This window comes from Halopseudomonas pertucinogena, from assembly GCF_014646575.1.
Taxonomy (GTDB): Bacteria; Pseudomonadota; Gammaproteobacteria; order Pseudomonadales; family Pseudomonadaceae; genus Halopseudomonas; species Halopseudomonas pertucinogena.
In genome coordinates, this window is record NZ_BMNN01000003.1 from 104,687 (window position 1) to 120,672 (window position 15,986).

General features: G+C 63.1%; 15 protein-coding genes. 5 read left to right on the top strand and 10 right to left on the bottom strand.

The annotated features are described in order from the left end of the window. Positions 1–96 precede the first annotated feature (96 nt). Genes coaE through IEW63_RS08350 form a run of 3 tightly spaced genes read left to right on the top strand, consistent with a single transcriptional unit; the run spans position 97 to position 1,942 of the window. Positions 97–720: a dephospho-CoA kinase gene (gene coaE, locus IEW63_RS08340; RefSeq protein ID WP_188636162.1), complete on the top strand. Its 624-nt coding sequence runs from the start codon at positions 97–99 to the stop codon at positions 718–720. Beyond that, positions 717–905 (top strand): DNA gyrase inhibitor YacG, encoded by a 189-nt coding sequence (gene yacG, locus IEW63_RS08345; protein WP_188636163.1) that lies wholly within the window; start codon positions 717–719, stop codon positions 903–905. The genes coaE and yacG overlap by 4 nt, the downstream gene beginning before the upstream one ends. Beyond that, positions 902–1,942, top strand: a complete 1,041-nt coding sequence (locus IEW63_RS08350; protein ID WP_229710414.1) for a Nudix family hydrolase — start codon at positions 902–904, stop codon at positions 1,940–1,942. Before yacG ends, IEW63_RS08350 begins: the two co-directional genes overlap by 4 nt. A gap of 144 nt (positions 1,943–2,086) precedes the next feature. Here IEW63_RS08350 and ispH read toward each other — a convergent pair whose 3' ends face one another. The 6 genes from ispH to murJ form a co-directional block, all read right to left on the bottom strand. Next, complete coding sequence (gene ispH, locus IEW63_RS08355) at positions 2,087–3,034, bottom strand: 4-hydroxy-3-methylbut-2-enyl diphosphate reductase (RefSeq protein ID WP_188636164.1); 948 nt, start codon at positions 3,032–3,034, stop codon at positions 2,087–2,089. A 50-nt stretch (positions 3,035–3,084) separates the two neighbouring features. Beyond that, positions 3,085–3,525, bottom strand: coding sequence for an FKBP-type peptidyl-prolyl cis-trans isomerase (gene fkpB / locus IEW63_RS08360; protein WP_188636165.1), 441 nt, complete (start codon positions 3,523–3,525; stop codon positions 3,085–3,087). A gap of 262 nt (positions 3,526–3,787) precedes the next feature. After that, on the bottom strand, positions 3,788–4,288 hold the full coding sequence (lspA, locus tag IEW63_RS08365; protein WP_188636166.1) for a signal peptidase II: 501 nt from the start codon (positions 4,286–4,288) through the stop codon (positions 3,788–3,790). Beyond that, a complete protein-coding gene (gene ileS / locus IEW63_RS08370) occupies positions 4,281–7,112 on the bottom strand; it encodes an isoleucine--tRNA ligase (RefSeq protein ID WP_188636167.1) in 2,832 nt (943 codons plus the stop codon). The genes lspA and ileS overlap by 8 nt, the downstream gene beginning before the upstream one ends. 9 nt (positions 7,113–7,121) lie before the next feature. Then, on the bottom strand, positions 7,122–8,060 hold the full coding sequence (ribF, locus tag IEW63_RS08375) for a bifunctional riboflavin kinase/FAD synthetase (RefSeq protein ID WP_188636168.1): 939 nt from the start codon (positions 8,058–8,060) through the stop codon (positions 7,122–7,124). 133 nt (positions 8,061–8,193) lie between these two features. Then, positions 8,194–9,762, bottom strand: coding sequence for a murein biosynthesis integral membrane protein MurJ (gene murJ / locus IEW63_RS08380; RefSeq protein WP_188636169.1), 1,569 nt, complete (start codon positions 9,760–9,762; stop codon positions 8,194–8,196). A gap of 804 nt (positions 9,763–10,566) precedes the next feature. On the opposite strand from murJ, the gene rpsT reads away from it, so the two are divergent. Beyond that, positions 10,567–10,839 carry a 30S ribosomal protein S20 gene (rpsT, locus tag IEW63_RS08385; protein WP_090540491.1) on the top strand — a complete coding sequence of 91 codons (273 nt, stop codon included), beginning with the start codon at positions 10,567–10,569 and terminating at the stop codon, positions 10,837–10,839. Positions 10,840–11,468: 629 nt separating this feature from the next. Here rpsT and proB read toward each other — a convergent pair. From proB to rplU, 4 genes are all read right to left on the bottom strand, one after another. Continuing rightward, on the bottom strand, positions 11,469–12,584 hold the full coding sequence (proB, locus tag IEW63_RS08390; protein ID WP_188636170.1) for a glutamate 5-kinase: 1,116 nt from the start codon (positions 12,582–12,584) through the stop codon (positions 11,469–11,471). Positions 12,585–12,600: 16 nt separating this feature from the next. Then, positions 12,601–13,806 (bottom strand): Obg family GTPase CgtA, encoded by a 1,206-nt coding sequence (gene cgtA / locus IEW63_RS08395; protein WP_188636171.1) that lies wholly within the window; start codon positions 13,804–13,806, stop codon positions 12,601–12,603. A 101-nt stretch (positions 13,807–13,907) separates the two neighbouring features. After that, the gene (gene rpmA, locus IEW63_RS08400) at positions 13,908–14,165 is read right to left on the bottom strand and encodes a 50S ribosomal protein L27 (protein WP_188636172.1); all 258 of its coding nucleotides are present in this window, start codon (positions 14,163–14,165) and stop codon (positions 13,908–13,910) included. Positions 14,166–14,185: 20 nt separating this feature from the next. Then, positions 14,186–14,497 carry a 50S ribosomal protein L21 gene (gene rplU / locus IEW63_RS08405; RefSeq protein ID WP_188636173.1) on the bottom strand — a complete coding sequence of 104 codons (312 nt, stop codon included), beginning with the start codon at positions 14,495–14,497 and terminating at the stop codon, positions 14,186–14,188. A 285-nt stretch (positions 14,498–14,782) separates the two neighbouring features. On the opposite strand from rplU, the gene IEW63_RS08410 reads away from it, so the two are divergent. Then, on the top strand, positions 14,783–15,751 hold the full coding sequence (locus IEW63_RS08410) for a polyprenyl synthetase family protein (RefSeq protein WP_188636174.1): 969 nt from the start codon (positions 14,783–14,785) through the stop codon (positions 15,749–15,751). Positions 15,752–15,986: the final 235 nt, after the last annotated feature.

The following is a 15,986-nucleotide window of genomic DNA, read 5'->3' on the forward strand; positions in this document are numbered from 1 at the left end:
AATGCAGTAATAAGGGGACGCCGGGCGGCCCCTACGCCTTGGGTGGCATTCTCCGTATACTGGCGGCCTTGATTCATTGGCAAGGCGTCGTTTTTGATGAGCCCTTCTTTCAAATTCATCGTGGGTCTGACTGGCGGCATTGGCAGTGGCAAGAGTGCTGCTGCGGCACGCTTTGAGCAGGCGCATGGCATTCATGTGGTGGACGCGGACGTTAAATCGCGGGTGGTGGTCGAGCCCGGGCGGCCGGCGTTGCATGCCATCGTCGACCGTTTTGGTGATGTGGTCCTGCTGGGGGATGGCTCGCTGAACCGGGCGGCGCTGCGGGAGCGGGTGTTTCAGTATCCCGATGAGCGTCGCTGGCTCGAGCAGTTGCTGCATCCGCTGATTCGCGATGAGATCATGGCCGACCTGGCTGCTGCACATTCTCCCTATGCTCTGCTGGTATCACCACTGCTGGTCGAGTCTGGTCAGTACCAGATGACCCAGCGGGTTGTCGTTGTGGACGTTCCCGAGGCGGTGCAGATCGCCCGTACCGTTGCCCGCGATGATGTTCCTGAGGAACAGGTGCGCGCCATTCTGCAGGCCCAGGCCCGGCGCGAGGAGCGTCTGCGCCATGCCGATGATGTGATTTCCAATGATCAGGATCTGGCTGCGCTACATGCGCAGGTCGATGCCCTGCACCAACGCTATCTGAAACTGGCATCAGGAGCCCGAACATGACCAAGACTGTTGAATGCCCTACCTGCAAGGCCCCGGTAACCTGGGACGAGTCCTTCCCCGACCGCCCCTTCTGCTCGCCCCGCTGCCGGCTGATCGACCTTGGCGCCTGGGCGGCGGAGGAGCATGTGATTCCCGGTGATGAGCATGAGCAGGATGTGTTTTCTGAAGATGTGCCCAAGCAGTGAGTGACCCGCGCCGTATTCATGTGATTGCTGCCGTCATTCGCGATGGGCAGGGTCGGATTCTCATTGCCAGGCGCCCCGACCATGTGCATATGGGTGGGTTGTGGGAATTTCCCGGGGGCAAGCTGGAGCGGGATGAAGCGCGCTTTGATGGGCTTGTGCGGGAGTTGCGGGAGGAGCTGGGGATCGGTGTGACCGAGGCCCGGCCCTTGCTGGACATTCGGCATGATTATCCTGATAAATCGGTGCGGTTGGATGTGTGGTTGGTGACCGGTTTTGAGGGTGAAGCGCATGGGGCGGAGGGTCAGCCGGTGCGCTGGGTGTCGTCTTGTGAGCTGGATGAGTATGAATTTCCTGCAGCCAATGGTCCTATTGTGCGGGCGGCGCAGTTGCCGGAGCGGTATTTGATTACCCCGGATGTGTCGGACGAGGCGGAGTTGTTTGCCGGGTTGCAGCGGGCGCGTGAGGCGGGGATTCGGCTGGTGCAGTTGCGGCAGACGGGGATGAGTGCTGAGGCTTATGCGGCGCTGGTTGAGCGGGTGATCGCGGAGTTTGGGGATGCGTTTCGGTTGATGGTGAAGGGGGATGAGGCGCCGGGGTGGGCGGGGGTTGGGTGGCATTTGACCAGTAGGCAGTTGCGGGAGTTGTGGCAACGGCAGCAGGGGCGTCCTTCGGACGCCTATCGCGGCGGGGTCGCCGCTCCTACGGGGGGAGGTGTGGCGGCCTCTTCCGTTGTAGGAGCCCCGACCCCAGGGCGATTGGGAGGTGCGGGTGGAACGCTGCTGGCCGCGTCCTGCCACAATGCCGAGGAGCTGGCCATGGCTGCGGAGCTTGGGGTGGATTTTGTTACCTTGTCGCCGGTATTGCCTACCGCCACCCATCCCGATGCCCAGCCGCTGGGCTGGGAGCGCGCCAGGGAGCTGATCGACTCGGTGAATATGCCTGTGTATCTGTTGGGCGGGATGACAGCTGAGGAGTTGCCTGAGGCGTTTGAGGTTGGGGCTCAGGGGATTGCGGCGATTCGGGGGTTGTGGGGGTAGGTAGGCCTTTGGCTCGGAGTCGGCGGTTTGATGAGGCACCGGATGGCCGAGATGGAACTCGGCCTTCCATAGGCGGCGTGGCGCTCTGGCGGCGCCGACCCGCCTTGAATCCCGGGGCGGGTGGGTGCCCGGCGCTTGGTGGATTCAGCTGATCTCTTTTACTCGCAGCTCTTTCGGCATGCTGAATACGATGTTTTCTTCCCGGCCGTCCAGCTCCTGAACGCTGTCCGCTCCGCTGTCGCGCAGGTGCCTGATGACCTGCTGCACCAGTACGTCGGGGGCTGAGGCGCCAGCGGTGACGCCGATGTTGGTGACGCCTTCCAGCCATTCGGGGCGGATCTCTTCGGCTCCATCGATCAGGTAGGCCGGCGTGCCCATGCGGTCGGACAGTTCGCGCAGGCGGTTGGAGTTGGAACTGTTGGGGCTGCCGACCACCAGTACCAGATCACATTCGCTGGCCAGCTGTTTGACGGCGTCCTGGCGGTTCTGGGTGGCGTAGCAGATGTCGTCCTTGCGCGGGCCTTCGATCAGCGGGAAGTGCTCGCGCAGCGCGTCGATGACCTTGGCGGTGTCGTCCATCGACAGGGTGGTCTGGGTGACGAAGGCCAGGCGGCTGGGGTCTTTTACCTGCAGTCTGGCGACATCTTCCTCGTTTTCTACCAGGTAGATGGTGCCGCCGGTGCTGGTGTCGTACTGGCCCATGGTGCCTTCCACCTCAGGGTGGCCGGCGTGGCCGATCAGTACACACTCGCGGCCGTCGCGGCTGTAGCGCATCACTTCCATATGTACCTTGGTGACCAGCGGGCAAGTGGCGTCAAACACCTTCAGCTTTCGGACCCTGGCTTCTTCCTGCACGGCTTTGGACACGCCGTGGGCGCTGAAGATGACGACAACGTCATCGGGGATTTCATGCAGCTCGTCAACGAACACCGCCCCGCGGTTGCGCAGGTCCTCTACCACGAACTTGTTGTGCACCACTTCATGACGCACGTAGATCGGTGGACCGAACACTTCCAGGGCGCGGTTGACGATTTCGATAGCCCGGTCGACGCCGGCACAGAAGCCGCGCGGATTGGCCAGTTTGATTTGCATGGAAAGCCTCGAATGCTGGGTCGTGAACGGGAAGACTGTCGTACTCTACCTCAGACAGCCTTCACGGCGATAATTTCTACCTCGAAGGTGATGGTCTTGCCTGCCAGGGGGTGGTTGAAGTCGATATCCACCACGGTGTCGTGGATGGTCTTGACCACGCCGGGCATCTCCCCGCCGGCGGCATCCCTGAAGATGATCAGCAGGCCCGGCTCCAGCTCCATATCGGTGAAGTTGTCCAGCGGCATGGTCTGGATGTTCTGCTCGTTGCCAGGGCCGAAGCCGCGCTCGGGCTCGATCTCGAAGGTGCGCTGGTCGCCAGCCTTGAGGCCGAAAAGCACCTGCTCGAAGCCGGGGAGCAGGCTGCCGTCGCCTACTGTAAAGGTTGCCGGGGCCTTGCTGGTGGTGGTGTCGACCACTTCGCCGTTGGGGAGCTTGAGGGTGAAGTGGAGGGTTACCTGGGTGTTCTGGGCTATGCGTTGGATGTCGGTCATGTGTTGGGTCTCGTTTTTGCTTGGGGGCTTTGCCTTGGGGCTCCCCCTCTCCCCAACCCTCTCCCGCGAGGGGAGAGGGGGCTGGCCGTGCAGGCTGGTTGTTCTTTTGTAGTTCTGACTCCTGAAAAAGAGACAGAACCACATGGAGGTTGAAGCTTTATCCCGCTCTCCCCTTGCGGGACAGGCGTAGCGCAGAACAGCCGCAGGCTGGTCCGAAGGGTGAGCCCCGCAGGGCGAGTAATGGGGCCGGGGGAGAGGGAAGTCAGTCCCGCACCCTCTCCTTCTTCGGCCAGAACATATCCACTATCAACATCGCCGCCCCCACCGTTATCGCACTGTCCGCAATATTGAATGCCGGAAAGAACCACTCCTGTTGCCAGTGCACCAGAATGAAGTCCACCACGTGGCCATGCACGATCCTGTCGTACAGGTTGCCAAGGGCGCCGCCGAGTATCAATGCCAGGGCGACCGGTTCCAGCCACTTGTCGCGGTTGAGGCGCGCAAGCCATACCAGCAGCATGACGCTGACACCCACCGCGACGGCGATGAAGAACCAGCGCTGCCAGCCACCGGCGTCGGACAGGAAGCTGAAGGCCGCGCCGGTGTTATAGGCCAGCGTAAAACTGAACAGGCCGTCGATCAGCGGCACCTGCTGGTACAGGCTCAGGCTGGATTCGGCGAGCCATTTGCTCGCCAGGTCCAGCACAATCACCACCCCACTCAGCCACAACCACACCAGCCCACTGCGGCGCACATCAGGCATGCTGACGCACCTCGCCCGGGCCTTCGATGTTGGTGACGCAGCGGCCGCAGATTTCGGGATGCGCGGCGTGGGTGCCGACGTCCGGGAGGAAGTGCCAGCAGCGCACGCACTTGCCGTGGCCGGATTTGACGATGCTGAGCTTGAGGCCGGGGACCTCTGTGGCAACAGCGCTCTCCCCTGCCTCGGCCAGCGGCGCGATGCGGGCGGCGGAGGTGATCAGCACGAAGCGCAGTTCATCGCCCAGTTTGTTCAGGATGGCGCTGAGCTGTTCGTCGGCGTACAGGGTCACTTCGGCCTGCAGGTTGCCGCCGAGCACCTTGGCGTTACGCAGGTTTTCCAGTTCCTTGTTCACGGCGATCTTCACGTTCTGGACCTTGTCCCAGAAGGCGCGGTCCAGTTCGGCGTCGGCCGGCAGTGCGGTCAGGCCGTCGTACCAGGTGTTGAGCATGACTGATTCGTTACGCTCGCCCGGCAGGTACTGCCAGATTTCCTCGGCAGTAAAGGCCAGGATCGGCGCGATCCAGCGCACCAGCGCTTCGGCGATGTGGTACATGGCGGTCTGGCAGGAGCGCCGTGCGGTGCTGTCGGCACCGGTGGTGTACTGGCGGTCCTTGATGATGTCCAGATAGAAGCCGCCCAGCTCCTGCACGCAGAAGTTGTGTACCTTCTGGTAGACGTTCCAGAACTTGTAGGTGTCGTAGGCTTCGCTGATTTCCTGTTGCAGCAGCAGGGCGCGGTCGACAGCCCAGCGGTCCAGGTCGAGCATCTGCTCGGGGGCCAGGGCGTGCTGTTTGGGGTCGAAGCCGTTGAGGTTCGACAGCAGAAAGCGCGTGGTATTGCGGATGCGGCGGTAGGCGTCGGCGCTGCGCTGGAGGATCTGCTTGGACACCGCCATTTCGCCGGAGTAATCCGTGGACGAGACCCACAGGCGCAGGATGTCTGCACCCAGGCTGTCGTTCACTTCCTGCGGGGCGACCACGTTGCCCAGGGATTTGGACATCTTGCGGCCGTTCTCGTCGACCACGAAGCCGTGGGTCAGCAGGCCGCGGTACGGCGCGTGGCCGTCGATGGCGCAGGCGGTCAGCAGGGACGAGTGGAACCAGCCGCGATGCTGGTCGGAGCCTTCCAGGTACAGATCGGCACGCGGGCCTTCCTCGTGGCCCATGGGGTGCGAGCCGCGCATCACGTGCCAGTGGGTGGTGCCGGAGTCGAACCACACATCCAGGGTGTCGCTGATCTTCTCGTACTGGTCGGCCTCGTCGCCCAGCAGCTCGGCCGGGTCCAGCTTGAACCAGGCTTCGATACCTTCCTGCTCGACGCGCTTGGCGACTTCTTCCATCAGCTCGACGGTGCGCGGGTGCAGTTCACCGCTTTCCTTGTGCAGGAAGAAGGGAATCGGCACGCCCCAGTTGCGCTGACGGGAGATACACCAGTCGGGACGGCCGGCGATCATGCCGTGCAGACGGGCCTGACCCCAGGCCGGGACGAACTGGGTCTGCTCGATGGCATCCAGGGCGCGGGCACGCAGGGAGCTGCCGTCATGGGCGACCTTGTCCATGCCGACGAACCACTGGGCAGTGGCGCGATAGATCAGCGGGGTCTTGTGGCGCCAGCAGTGCATGTAGCTGTGCTGGATCACCTCGTGCTTGAGCAGCGCGCCGACCTCTTCCAGCTTGGCGACGATGTTCGGGTTGGCCTTCCAGATGAACTGGCCGCCGAAGAACGGCAGGTCGCTGACGTAGACGCCGTTGCTCTGCACCGGGTTGAGGATGTCATCGTTCTCCATGCCGTACGCCTTGCAGGTACGGAAGTCGTCCTCACCATAGGCCGGGGAGGAGTGGACGATGCCGGTACCGGCGCCGGTTTCGACGTATTCGGCCAGATTGACGGGCGAGAAGCGCTCATAGAACGGATGGCGGAAGCGGATGCCCTCCAGCGCGCTGCCTTCGCAGCGGGCGATGATCTCGCCTTCCAGGCCGTAGCGCTGCAGGCAGGACTCGACCAGCTCCTCGGCCAGCACCAGCAGCCTGTCGCCGGTATCAACCAGCGCGTAGATGAATTCGGGGTGGACGTTCAGCGCCTGGTTGGCCGGGATGGTCCAGGGGGTGGTGGTCCAGATGACGATGCTGGCGGGCTTGGCCAGCGTGTCGTGATGGAAGGCGGTGGCGAGCTTGTCGGCATCTTCCACAACGAAGGCGACGTCGATGGCGTCGGACTTCTTGTCCTGGTATTCCACCTCGGCCTCAGCCAGAGCGGAGCCGCAGTCGAAGCACCAGTTGACCGGCTTCAGGCCCTTGAATACGAAGCCGCCCTCGACCATCTTCGCCAGCGCGCGGATCTCACCGGCCTCGTTGGGGAATTCCATGGTCTTGTAGGGATTGTCCCAGTCGCCCAGCACGCCAAGGCGAATGAAGTCGGCCTTCTGCCCTTCGATCTGCTCGGCGGCGTAGTCACGGCAGCGCTCGCGGGTCTTGTCCGCGGGCTGGTTCTTGCCGTGGGTGGTCTCGACCTTGTGCTCGATCGGCAGGCCGTGGCAGTCCCAGCCGGGCACATAGGGGGCGTCGAAGCCGGACAGGGTGCGCGAGCGCACGATCATGTCCTTGATGATCTTGTTGACCGCGTGGCCGATGTGGATGCTGCCGTTGGCGTAGGGCGGGCCGTCGTGCAGGATGAACTGCGGGCGACCCTTGCTGGCCTCGCGAATCTTCTGGTAGAGGCCGATGCTGTCCAGACGTTTCAGGGTTTCCGGCTCGCGGGTGGGCAGGCCGGCCTTCATCGGGAAGTCCGTTGCGGGCAGGTTCAGCGTCGCTTTGTAATCAGTCATCGTCCTGGCTCACTTGTTCAGTTCGGCGGCCCATTGGGCCCGTGCGGTGTCGAAATCAGCCTTGATGGCGTCCTGCAAGGCTTGCAGCGAGTCGAAACGCTGTTCGTCACGCAGTTTTTCATGGAATACCACGGTAATGCGGCGGCCGTAGAGGTCGCCGCTGAAGTCCAGCAGGTGTACTTCCAGATGGGGGCGGCCGTCTCCTTCCACCGTCGGCCGGCTGCCTATGTTGGCTACCCCCAGCTGGCGCGTGCCGTCCAGCTCGACGCTGACCCGGAACACACCGTTGAGCGGTGCGCTGAGGCGCTTGAGCTGGACGTTGGCAGTGGGCGCGCCCAGTTTACGGCCAAGCTTCTGGCCGTGCAGTACGCGACCTGTGATGCTGAACGGGCGTCCCAGCAGGCGCTCGGCCATATCGAAATCGGCTTCGGCCAGCACCTGGCGCACCCGGGTGCTGCTGACGCGCTCGCCGTTGTCGGCAATGGTATCGGCGGACTGCACGGTGAAGCCGTCGACCTGACCGCGCTGCTGCAGCAGATCGAAGTCACCGGCGCGGTCACAGCCGAAGCGGAAGTCGTCACCGACCTCCAGATGCTTCACACCGAGACCGTCGATCAGCACCTGCTGGATGAACTCGTCCGCCGCCAGCTCGCGCAGACGGCGGTTGAAGGCCAGGCACAATACCCGGTCAACGCCCTGCTCTTCCAGCAGCGCCAGCTTGTCGCGCAGACGGGTCAGGCGTGGCGGCGCGCTCTGGGGCGCAAAGAACTCCCGCGGCTGGGGCTCGAAGATCACCACGCAAACGGGCAGCCCGAGGCGCTCGCCATGGGTCTTCAGGCGCTTGAGAATCGCCCGATGACCGGCATGCACGCCGTCGAAATTCCCGATTGTCGCCACGCATCCCCGATGACGGGGGCGCAGATTGTGCAGGCCGCGGACCAGTTCCATAAAGCTCGATATTGGCAGAGAAGTCAAAGCGGCCAAGTATACAGGGTTACGGGGGGTGGCGTCATGGGGCGATGTGGTGGGAGCCCCGACCTCGGGGCGATGGGTTCCGGTGCCCTCGGTGGCCACATAAAACCTACCGCCGCAAATGCCGCATCCGCATGCCCGTCGCCGCCAGCGCAACCACAAACACGGCGATACCGGCCAGCACCAGCACGGTCATCTCCCATACCTTCTGCTGCCAACCCCAATCAAACCATTGCTGCACATCCTGCCCCAGCCACATCACCACCGCAGCCAGCGCAGCGCAGGCAATAATCAGCCTGAGAGTGAACATCGGCCAGCCAGGCTGGGCCTGATACACACCGATCTTGCGCAGCCCCCACCACAACATCCCAGCGTTGAGCAGCGCAGACAGCGAGGTTGCCAGGGCCAGGCCGACATGCGCCAGCGGCCACACCAGAATCAGGTTCAGGCCCATGTTGGCGACCATGCAGATCACCGCGATACGTACCGGCGTCTTCATGTCCTGACGAGCGAAATAGCCGGGCGCCAGCACCTTGATCAGCATGAACGTCATCACCCCCACGGCGTACGCACGCAGGGCGTTGGCCGACTGCACCACGTCGCGCTCGGTCATGGCACCGTAATGGAACAGCGTGGCAATCAGCGGCTCGGCCAGCAGCAATAACGCCAGCGCCGCCGGCACGCCTACCAGCAGCACCATGCGCACTGCCCAGTCCAGCGTCGCGGCGAAGGCCTTCGGGTCTTCACCGGCATGCTGACGCGACAGCGCCGGCAGAATCACCGTGCCGATGGCAATCCCGAAAGCCCCCAGCGGCAGCTCAGACAGGCGGTCAGCGTAATACAGCCACGAAATGCTGCCCGTCTGCAGGAACGACGCCAGCACGGTATCCAGCAGCAGGTTGATCTGACTGACCGACACGCCGAACAGCGCCGGCACCATAAGCGTCATGATGCGTTTTACACCTTCATGGCGACGGTCGGGTCGCGGGATCGGCAGCAGTCTGATCTGCGCGAGGAACGGCAGCTGAAACAGCAGCTGCACCACCCCAGCGATGAATACACCCCAGGCCAGCGCGAGAATCGGCTGATCGAAGTAGGGAGTCATGAGGACGGTCGCGCCGATCATGCACACATTGAGCAGCACCGGCGTAAAGGCAGGTACCGCGAAGCGTCCGTAACTGTTCAGGATCGAGCCGCACAGGGCGGTCAGCGAGATCAGGAACAGGTAGGGAAAGGTGATGCGCAGCATCTGGGTGGCCAGCTCCAGCTTCTCGGTCTGGCCGTAGAAGCCGGGGGCAAACAGGGTGATCAGCACCGGCGCACCTGCCACCCCGATCATGGTGATGCCAGCCAGCGTCAGGCCCAGCGTGCCCGCGACCCGGTTGACCAGATTCTGCACCTCGGCGAGCGTGTATTTTGTGCGGTATTCCGAAAGCACCGGCACAAAGGCCTGGGCGAAGGCGCCCTCCGCGAACAGCCGGCGCAGGAAGTTGGGGATCTTGAAGGCGATGAAAAAGGCGTCGGCCTCGGATTTGGAGCCGAAATAGGCGGCTACCACCACGTCCCGCACCATACCCAGCACCCTGGAAAGCATGGTCATGATGCTGACGACCATGCCGGAACGCAGGAGACTGTGGGCTTTGTCGTCGGGCTTGGGCGGCGGTGTGGTTTCGGTCATTTAATAGGATCGATCCAGGCGGTTGGTTTAGCGGCCCGCTGGTGCGCACGGTGACGACCTGTCCCGCGGAGCCGGTCAATACGGATGGGGATCATAGCGCTAACCGGTTCTGTTTGGACACTTTGTGCGAAGCGGGGATGGAGCGGCGAGTTCCATCTCGACACGGCGAACTCTCCGCAACCCACATGGCCGAGATGGAACTCGGCCCTCCAAGGAACCAGCACTTTCTGCGTTTCGCCGGCGGTCGTGTGATAAGCCGCAACGCTGCTCACTCTGGGAATGTCGAGTTCCATCTCGACACAGCGAGCTCTCTGCAACCCACATGGCCGAGATGGAACTCGGCCCTCCAAGGAACCGGCACCTTCTGCGTTTCGCTGGTGGTCGCGTGATAAGCCGCAGCGCTGCTCAGTCCTGGGAATGTCGAGTTCCATCTCGACACGGCGAGCTCTCTGCCAACCCCAATGGCCGAGATGGAACTCGGCCCTCCAAGGAACCGGCACTTTTTGCGTTTCGCCGGCGGTCGTGTGATAAGCCGCAGCGCTGCTCACTTTGGGAATGTCGAGTTCCATCTCGACACGGCGAGCTCTGCGCAACCCACTTGGCCGAGATGGAACTCGGCCCTCCATGGTGCTGCGGGATCCGGGTTCTGTCTGTTACCATGTGCGCTGCTGGTGGGTCGGCAGCAATCGCCCCGCCAACACCTCGCGCTCGCCCGGCTTCTCCCCTTGACATCGGCCGGGCTGTGCGGCAAAGTACGCGACCTTATTTATACCCTAATCAACCGATTTTCTGAGGAGCAAGACGGTGGCCAACTCACCTCAAGCCAAGAAACGCGCCAAGCAGGCCGAGAAGCGCCGCAATCACAATGCAAGCCTGCGCTCCATGGTTCGTACCTACATCAAGAACGTTGTAAAAGCGATCGACGCCAAGGATCTTGAGAAAGCTCAAGCCGCCTACACTGCTGCTGTTCCGGTCATCGACCGCATGGCCGACAAGGGCATCATCGCCAAGAACAAGGCCGCTCGCCACAAGAGCCGCCTGAACGCGCACATCAAGGCACTGGCTACCGCTGCCTGATCGCGTTCTGCGCTGATACGAAAAACCGGCTCAATGAGCCGGTTTTTTTGTGCCTGTGTTCCGAGGTGTGCCGACCACCGGACCTGTGCGCGTCCGCCGCCACCTATATGCGCCAGCCACCCTGCACGCGCTTGCCACCGGACCGGTAGGAGCCCCGACCTCGGGGCGATGGGAAGGTTGTTGGCGGGCTCAGAGGGTTCAGAGCAAGCCCCCGGGGCGCGCTTTGCGCGCCAATCGCGGCGGGCGGTCCGGCGCTCCGGCGCCGCTCCTACACTGCGCCACCGGACCGGTAGGAGCCCCGACCTCGGGGCGATGGGAGGGTTGTTGGCGGGCTCAGAGGGTTCAGAGCAAGCCCCCGGGGCGCGCTTTGCGCGCCAATCGCGGCGGGGTCGCCGCTCCTACATCGCGCAGCGCAGCAGGGGCCGCGCGAAGTGGGCGGCACAGCGCCGCAGGAACCGCGCGGAGCAGGAGCGGCACAGCGCAGCACGAACCGCGCGGAGCAGGAGCGGCGCGGCACAGCAGGGACCATACGGGGCAGGAGGAACCGCCGGAGAGAGCAGTACAGAGAAGGAAGAGAGGAGCAGTTCGGGGCCGGAGCCCCGATAGAGATTGGCGCGCGGCGCTGGTCCTCAGACCAGCACCATATTGTCCCTGTGCACCAGCTCCCGCTCGTCCACATAGCCGAGGATACTGGCGATGGATTCGCTGGGCTGGCCGAGGATCTTGCTGGCTTCCTGGGAGCCGTAGTTGACCAGGCCGCGGGCGATTTCGGTGCCGTCAAGGGCGGCACAGACGACCATTTCGCCGCGCCGGAAGTTGCCTTCCACCGCCTTCACGCCGACCGGCAACAGGCTGGAGCAACTGCGCAGGGCGCGCACGGCGCCGTCGTCGATCAGCAGCCGGCCGCGGGTCTGCAGATGGCCTGCCAGCCACTGCTTGCGTGCGGCCAGCATGCCCTTCTCCGGCAGCAGCAGCGTACCTACCTGCTCTCCCGCCTTGAGGCGGTTGATCACCTGTTCGATGCGACCGCCGACAATCACCGTACTGGCCCCCGAGCGGGCAGCCAGACGGGCTGCGCGCAGCTTGGTCTGCATGCCGCCGCGGCCCAGTGCGCCGGCGCTGCCGCCGGCCATGGCGTCGAGCCGCGGGTCGTCGGCCATGGCATCGGCGATCAGTTCGGCGTTCGGGTCGCGACCGGGGTCGGCGGTGTACAGACCGTCCTTGTCGGTCAGGATCACCAACAGGTCGGCCTCGACCAGATTGGTAACCAGCGCGCCGAGGGTGTCGTTATCGCCGAAGCGAATCTCGTCGGTAACCACGGTGTCGTTCTCGTTGATCACCGGGATCACCCCCAGATCCAGCAGGCTGCGCAGGGTACTGCGGGCGTTGAGGTAACGCTTGCGGTCGGACAGGTCGTCATGGGTCAGCAGCACCTGGGCAGTGGTGAACCCATGCTCCTCGAAGCTGCCTTCCCAGGCATGCACCAGATCCATCTGGCCGACCGCGGCCGCTGCCTGCAGCTGATGGATGCTGGTCGGGCGCTCCTTCCAGCCCAACCGGGTCATGCCCGCGGCGATGGAGCCGGACGACACCAGCACCACATCCACGCCACTGTTGCGCAGGGCGACCATCTGCCTTACCCATACGGTCATGGATTCACGATCCAGGCCGCGCCCATCTGCGGTCAACAACGCACTGCCAATCTTGATCACCCACCGCCGCGCGGTAGTCACCTTGTCACGCATGCAATCTCAGCTCCGCTCAGCGAACGTAGATAATTTCCGGTCCGTCTTCGTCATCTTCATCATCGTCATCGAAGTCGTCCTCATCATCGAGGCCGGCCTTCCTGCGTGCACGACGATCATCCAGTTCCTGGATATGCGCCCGCGCTTCTTCCTCGATGCGCTGATCCAGCTCGGCCATTTCGGCCGCGTACTCTTCGTCTTCCTGCAGACGCAGCTCGCGCTCGTCCAGCCAGTTCATGACTTCCTTGGCCAGCGCATCGGTACCCTGACGCTCGGAGGCGGAAATGACGAATACAGGCCCTTCCCACTCCAGACGCTCGACCACGTCATCAAGGATGGCCTGCTGCTCGTCTTCCAGCAACTGGTCGCACTTGTTGAGCACCAGCCAGCGCTCGCGCAGGGTCAGCGCCGGACTGAACTTGCCCAGTTCGTGGATGATGGTTTCCACCGCCTCCACCGGGTCGCTCTGATCCAGCGGCGCCATGTCGACCAGGTGCAGCAACAGCCGGGTGCGCGACAGATGCTTGAGAAAACGCGTCCCCAGCCCCGCCCCTTCGGCCGCACCGGCGATCACACCGGGGATGTCCGCAATCACGAAACTGCGCAGCTGCCCCACGTCCACCACGCCCAGATTGGGCACCATGGTGGTGAAGGGGTAGTCCGCGACCTTGGGCTTGGCGGCAGATACGGCGCGGATGAAGGTGCTCTTGCCGGCATTCGGCAGACCCAGCAGGCCCACGTCCGCCAGCACCTTGAGCTCGAGCTTCAGATCACGCAGCTCGCCAAGGCTGCCCTGCGTGGTCTGCCGGGGCGCGCGGTTGACGCTGGACTTGAAACGGGTATTGCCCAGACCATGGAAACCGCCCTGGGCCACCAACAGACGCTGGCCCGGCTCGGTCAGGTCGCCGATGATCTCCTGGGTGCCGGCGTCGACCACGGTGGTGCCTACCGGTACCCGCAGCACCATATCCTCGCCCTTGGCGCCGGTGCAGTCGGAGCCGCGGCCGTTCTCGCCCCGCTGGGCGTTGAAACGGCGGGTATAGCGGTAATCGACCAGGGTGTTCAGGTTGGGATCGGCCTCCAGGAAAATGGAGCCACCATCACCACCGTCACCGCCGTCCGGACCGCCCTTGGGAATGAACTTTTCCCGGCGGAAGCTCATGCAGCCATTGCCACCATCGCCCGCCTTCACGGTGATGGACACTTCATCTACGAATTTCATTTTGCTCCCCCTGACAAGGGGTAAATGGAAGAACTATTGTACCAACGCTACAAACAAAAAAGCCCCGTCGCAAGACAGGGCTTTCTGGATCAGAGGGGCTTTCAGCCTGCTACGACACTCACGTAGCGACGCTTGAATTCACCTTTGACTTCGAACTTGATCACGCCGTCGACCTTGGCGAACAGAGTGTGATCCTTGCCCATACCAACGCCCTTGCCGGCGTGGAACTCGGTGCCGCGCTGGCGAACGATGATGTTACCGGCAGTAGCCTGCTGGCCACCGTACAGCTTCACACCAAGTCGTTTGGCTTCTGAATCGCGACCGTTGCGTGTGGAACCGCCTGCTTTTTTGTGTGCCATGAGTTCTTACTCCTCAATACTTAGGCAGAGATGCCGGTGATCTTGATTTCGGTGTACCACTGACGGTGGCCCATGCGCTTCATGTGGTGCTTGCGGCGCTTGAACTTGATGATGCGAATCTTGTCGCCACGACCGTGGGCGCTGACTTCAGCAGTCACCTTGGCACCTTCGACGACGGGTGCACCGATGGTGACATCGTCACCGTTACCGACCAGCAGTACGCGATCGAATTCAATGGTGGCGCCGGTTTCGGCTTCCAGCTTTTCTACTCTCAGAAACTCGCCTTCGGCGACCTTGTACTGCTTGCCACCGGTAACAATAACTGCGTACATGTTGCTTTCTCCGTAATCCTGCTCACCCGGCGCTTGGGAATAATGGTTAGTGGCCGGCATGGCTGCAAGTGAACCCGCCTATCGGGCCCGACCTTGCCATTGTCAAAACAGGGATGCTGTAAATCGGTTTTCAGGGGCGGGGATTCTACCGACAAGCAAAGCAGAAAGCAACGGCAATCGTGTCCTCGTGAGCACCCTGCCACAGCCCTCAAACACGCGGCTTCCTTGACAGCAGGCCAGTCGCCGCCTAGCATGCCGCGCATCCTTTCTGAAAGCGTGCTGTAGATGACGACCCTGCCTTTTTATACTGCAGTCACTGATGATTTTGAAGCCGTCAATCAGTTGATCATGCGTCAGTTGCATTCTCGCGTCCCCCTTGTCGAGAAGATTGGCAACTACATTATCAGCGCCGGCGGCAAGCGACTGCGGCCCCTGGTCGTGCTGCTCGGTGCGCGCACCTGTGGTCTGGCCGATGAGCGCCCGCACATGCTCGCCGCCATCATCGAATTCATGCACACCTCCACCCTGCTGCATGACGACGTGGTCGACACCTCCGACATGCGCCGCGGCCGCTCCACCGCCAATGCGCTGTGGGGCAATGCCGCCAGCGTGCTGGTCGGCGACTTCCTCTACTCGCGCTCCTTCGAAATGATGGTGGAGCTGAACGACATGCGCATCATGCGCGTGCTGGCCAGCGCCACCAACGTGATTGCCGAGGGCGAAGTGCTGCAGCTGTCCAAGGTGCGCGACGCCAGCACCGATGAAGCCACCTATATGGAAGTCATCCGCAGCAAGACTGCCATGCTGTTCGAGGCATCCACCCACACTGCCGCCATTCTGGCTGACGCCCCGGCGGAGCAGGTTGAAGCGCTGCGCTGCTACGGCGACTCGCTGGGCATTGCCTTCCAGCTGGTGGACGACCTGCTGGACTACACCGGGGACGCCGAGGCCATGGGCAAGAACGTGGGCGACGACCTGGCCGAGGGCAAGGCAACCCTGCCGCTGATCTATACCATGCGCGAGGGCACCGCCGAGCAGGCGGAGCTGGTGCGCAAGGCGATTCAGAAGGGCGGCGTGGAAGACATCAGCCTGATCAGCGAGGCAGTGAGAGTCAGCGGTGCGCTTGATTACACTGCAGCGCTGGCCCGCAGGCATTCGGATGAGGCGATCAGCCAGCTGGCGAAGCTGCCGGCTTCGGTATATCGGGACGCGCTGGAGCAACTGGCGCGCTTTGCGGTGGATCGGGAGTATTGAGGCAGGGTCTGCGCCCTGACCCGGGCGTGCTTTGCACGCCAATCGCCCCGAAGTCGGGGCTCCTACAACGAGCGTAGTGGGTGCCGGTTTCGGGCGTGCTTTGCACGCCTATCGCGGCGGGGCGGTCCGGCGTTCCGGCGCCGCTCCTACAAAACCTGTTCGTTCATATCTGCACGCATACTTCCTGCCCGTCGGTAGGAGCCCCGACCCCGGGGCGATTGGGCTGCGGAGCAGT

What these genes read in the sequence shown, in the direction of transcription:
- coaE (WP_188636162.1), top strand. Translation starts at nt 97, where the DNA reads ATGAGCCCTTCTTTCAAATTCATCGTGGGTCTGACTGGCGGCATTGGC.
- yacG (WP_188636163.1), top strand. Translation starts at nt 717, where the DNA reads ATGACCAAGACTGTTGAATGCCCTACCTGCAAGGCCCCGGTAACCTGG.
- ispH (WP_188636164.1), bottom strand. Translation starts at nt 3,034, where the DNA reads ATGCAAATCAAACTGGCCAATCCGCGCGGCTTCTGTGCCGGCGTCGAC.
- fkpB (WP_188636165.1), bottom strand. Translation starts at nt 3,525, where the DNA reads ATGACCGACATCCAACGCATAGCCCAGAACACCCAGGTAACCCTCCAC.
- lspA (WP_188636166.1), bottom strand. Translation starts at nt 4,288, where the DNA reads ATGCCTGATGTGCGCCGCAGTGGGCTGGTGTGGTTGTGGCTGAGTGGG.
- ileS (WP_188636167.1), bottom strand. Translation starts at nt 7,112, where the DNA reads ATGACTGATTACAAAGCGACGCTGAACCTGCCCGCAACGGACTTCCCG.
- ribF (WP_188636168.1), bottom strand. Translation starts at nt 8,060, where the DNA reads ATGGAACTGGTCCGCGGCCTGCACAATCTGCGCCCCCGTCATCGGGGA.
- murJ (WP_188636169.1), bottom strand. Translation starts at nt 9,762, where the DNA reads ATGACCGAAACCACACCGCCGCCCAAGCCCGACGACAAAGCCCACAGT.
- proB (WP_188636170.1), bottom strand. Translation starts at nt 12,584, where the DNA reads ATGCGTGACAAGGTGACTACCGCGCGGCGGTGGGTGATCAAGATTGGC.
- cgtA (WP_188636171.1), bottom strand. Translation starts at nt 13,806, where the DNA reads ATGAAATTCGTAGATGAAGTGTCCATCACCGTGAAGGCGGGCGATGGT.
- rpmA (WP_188636172.1), bottom strand. Translation starts at nt 14,165, where the DNA reads ATGGCACACAAAAAAGCAGGCGGTTCCACACGCAACGGTCGCGATTCA.
- rplU (WP_188636173.1), bottom strand. Translation starts at nt 14,497, where the DNA reads ATGTACGCAGTTATTGTTACCGGTGGCAAGCAGTACAAGGTCGCCGAA.
- IEW63_RS08410 (WP_188636174.1), top strand. Translation starts at nt 14,783, where the DNA reads ATGACGACCCTGCCTTTTTATACTGCAGTCACTGATGATTTTGAAGCC.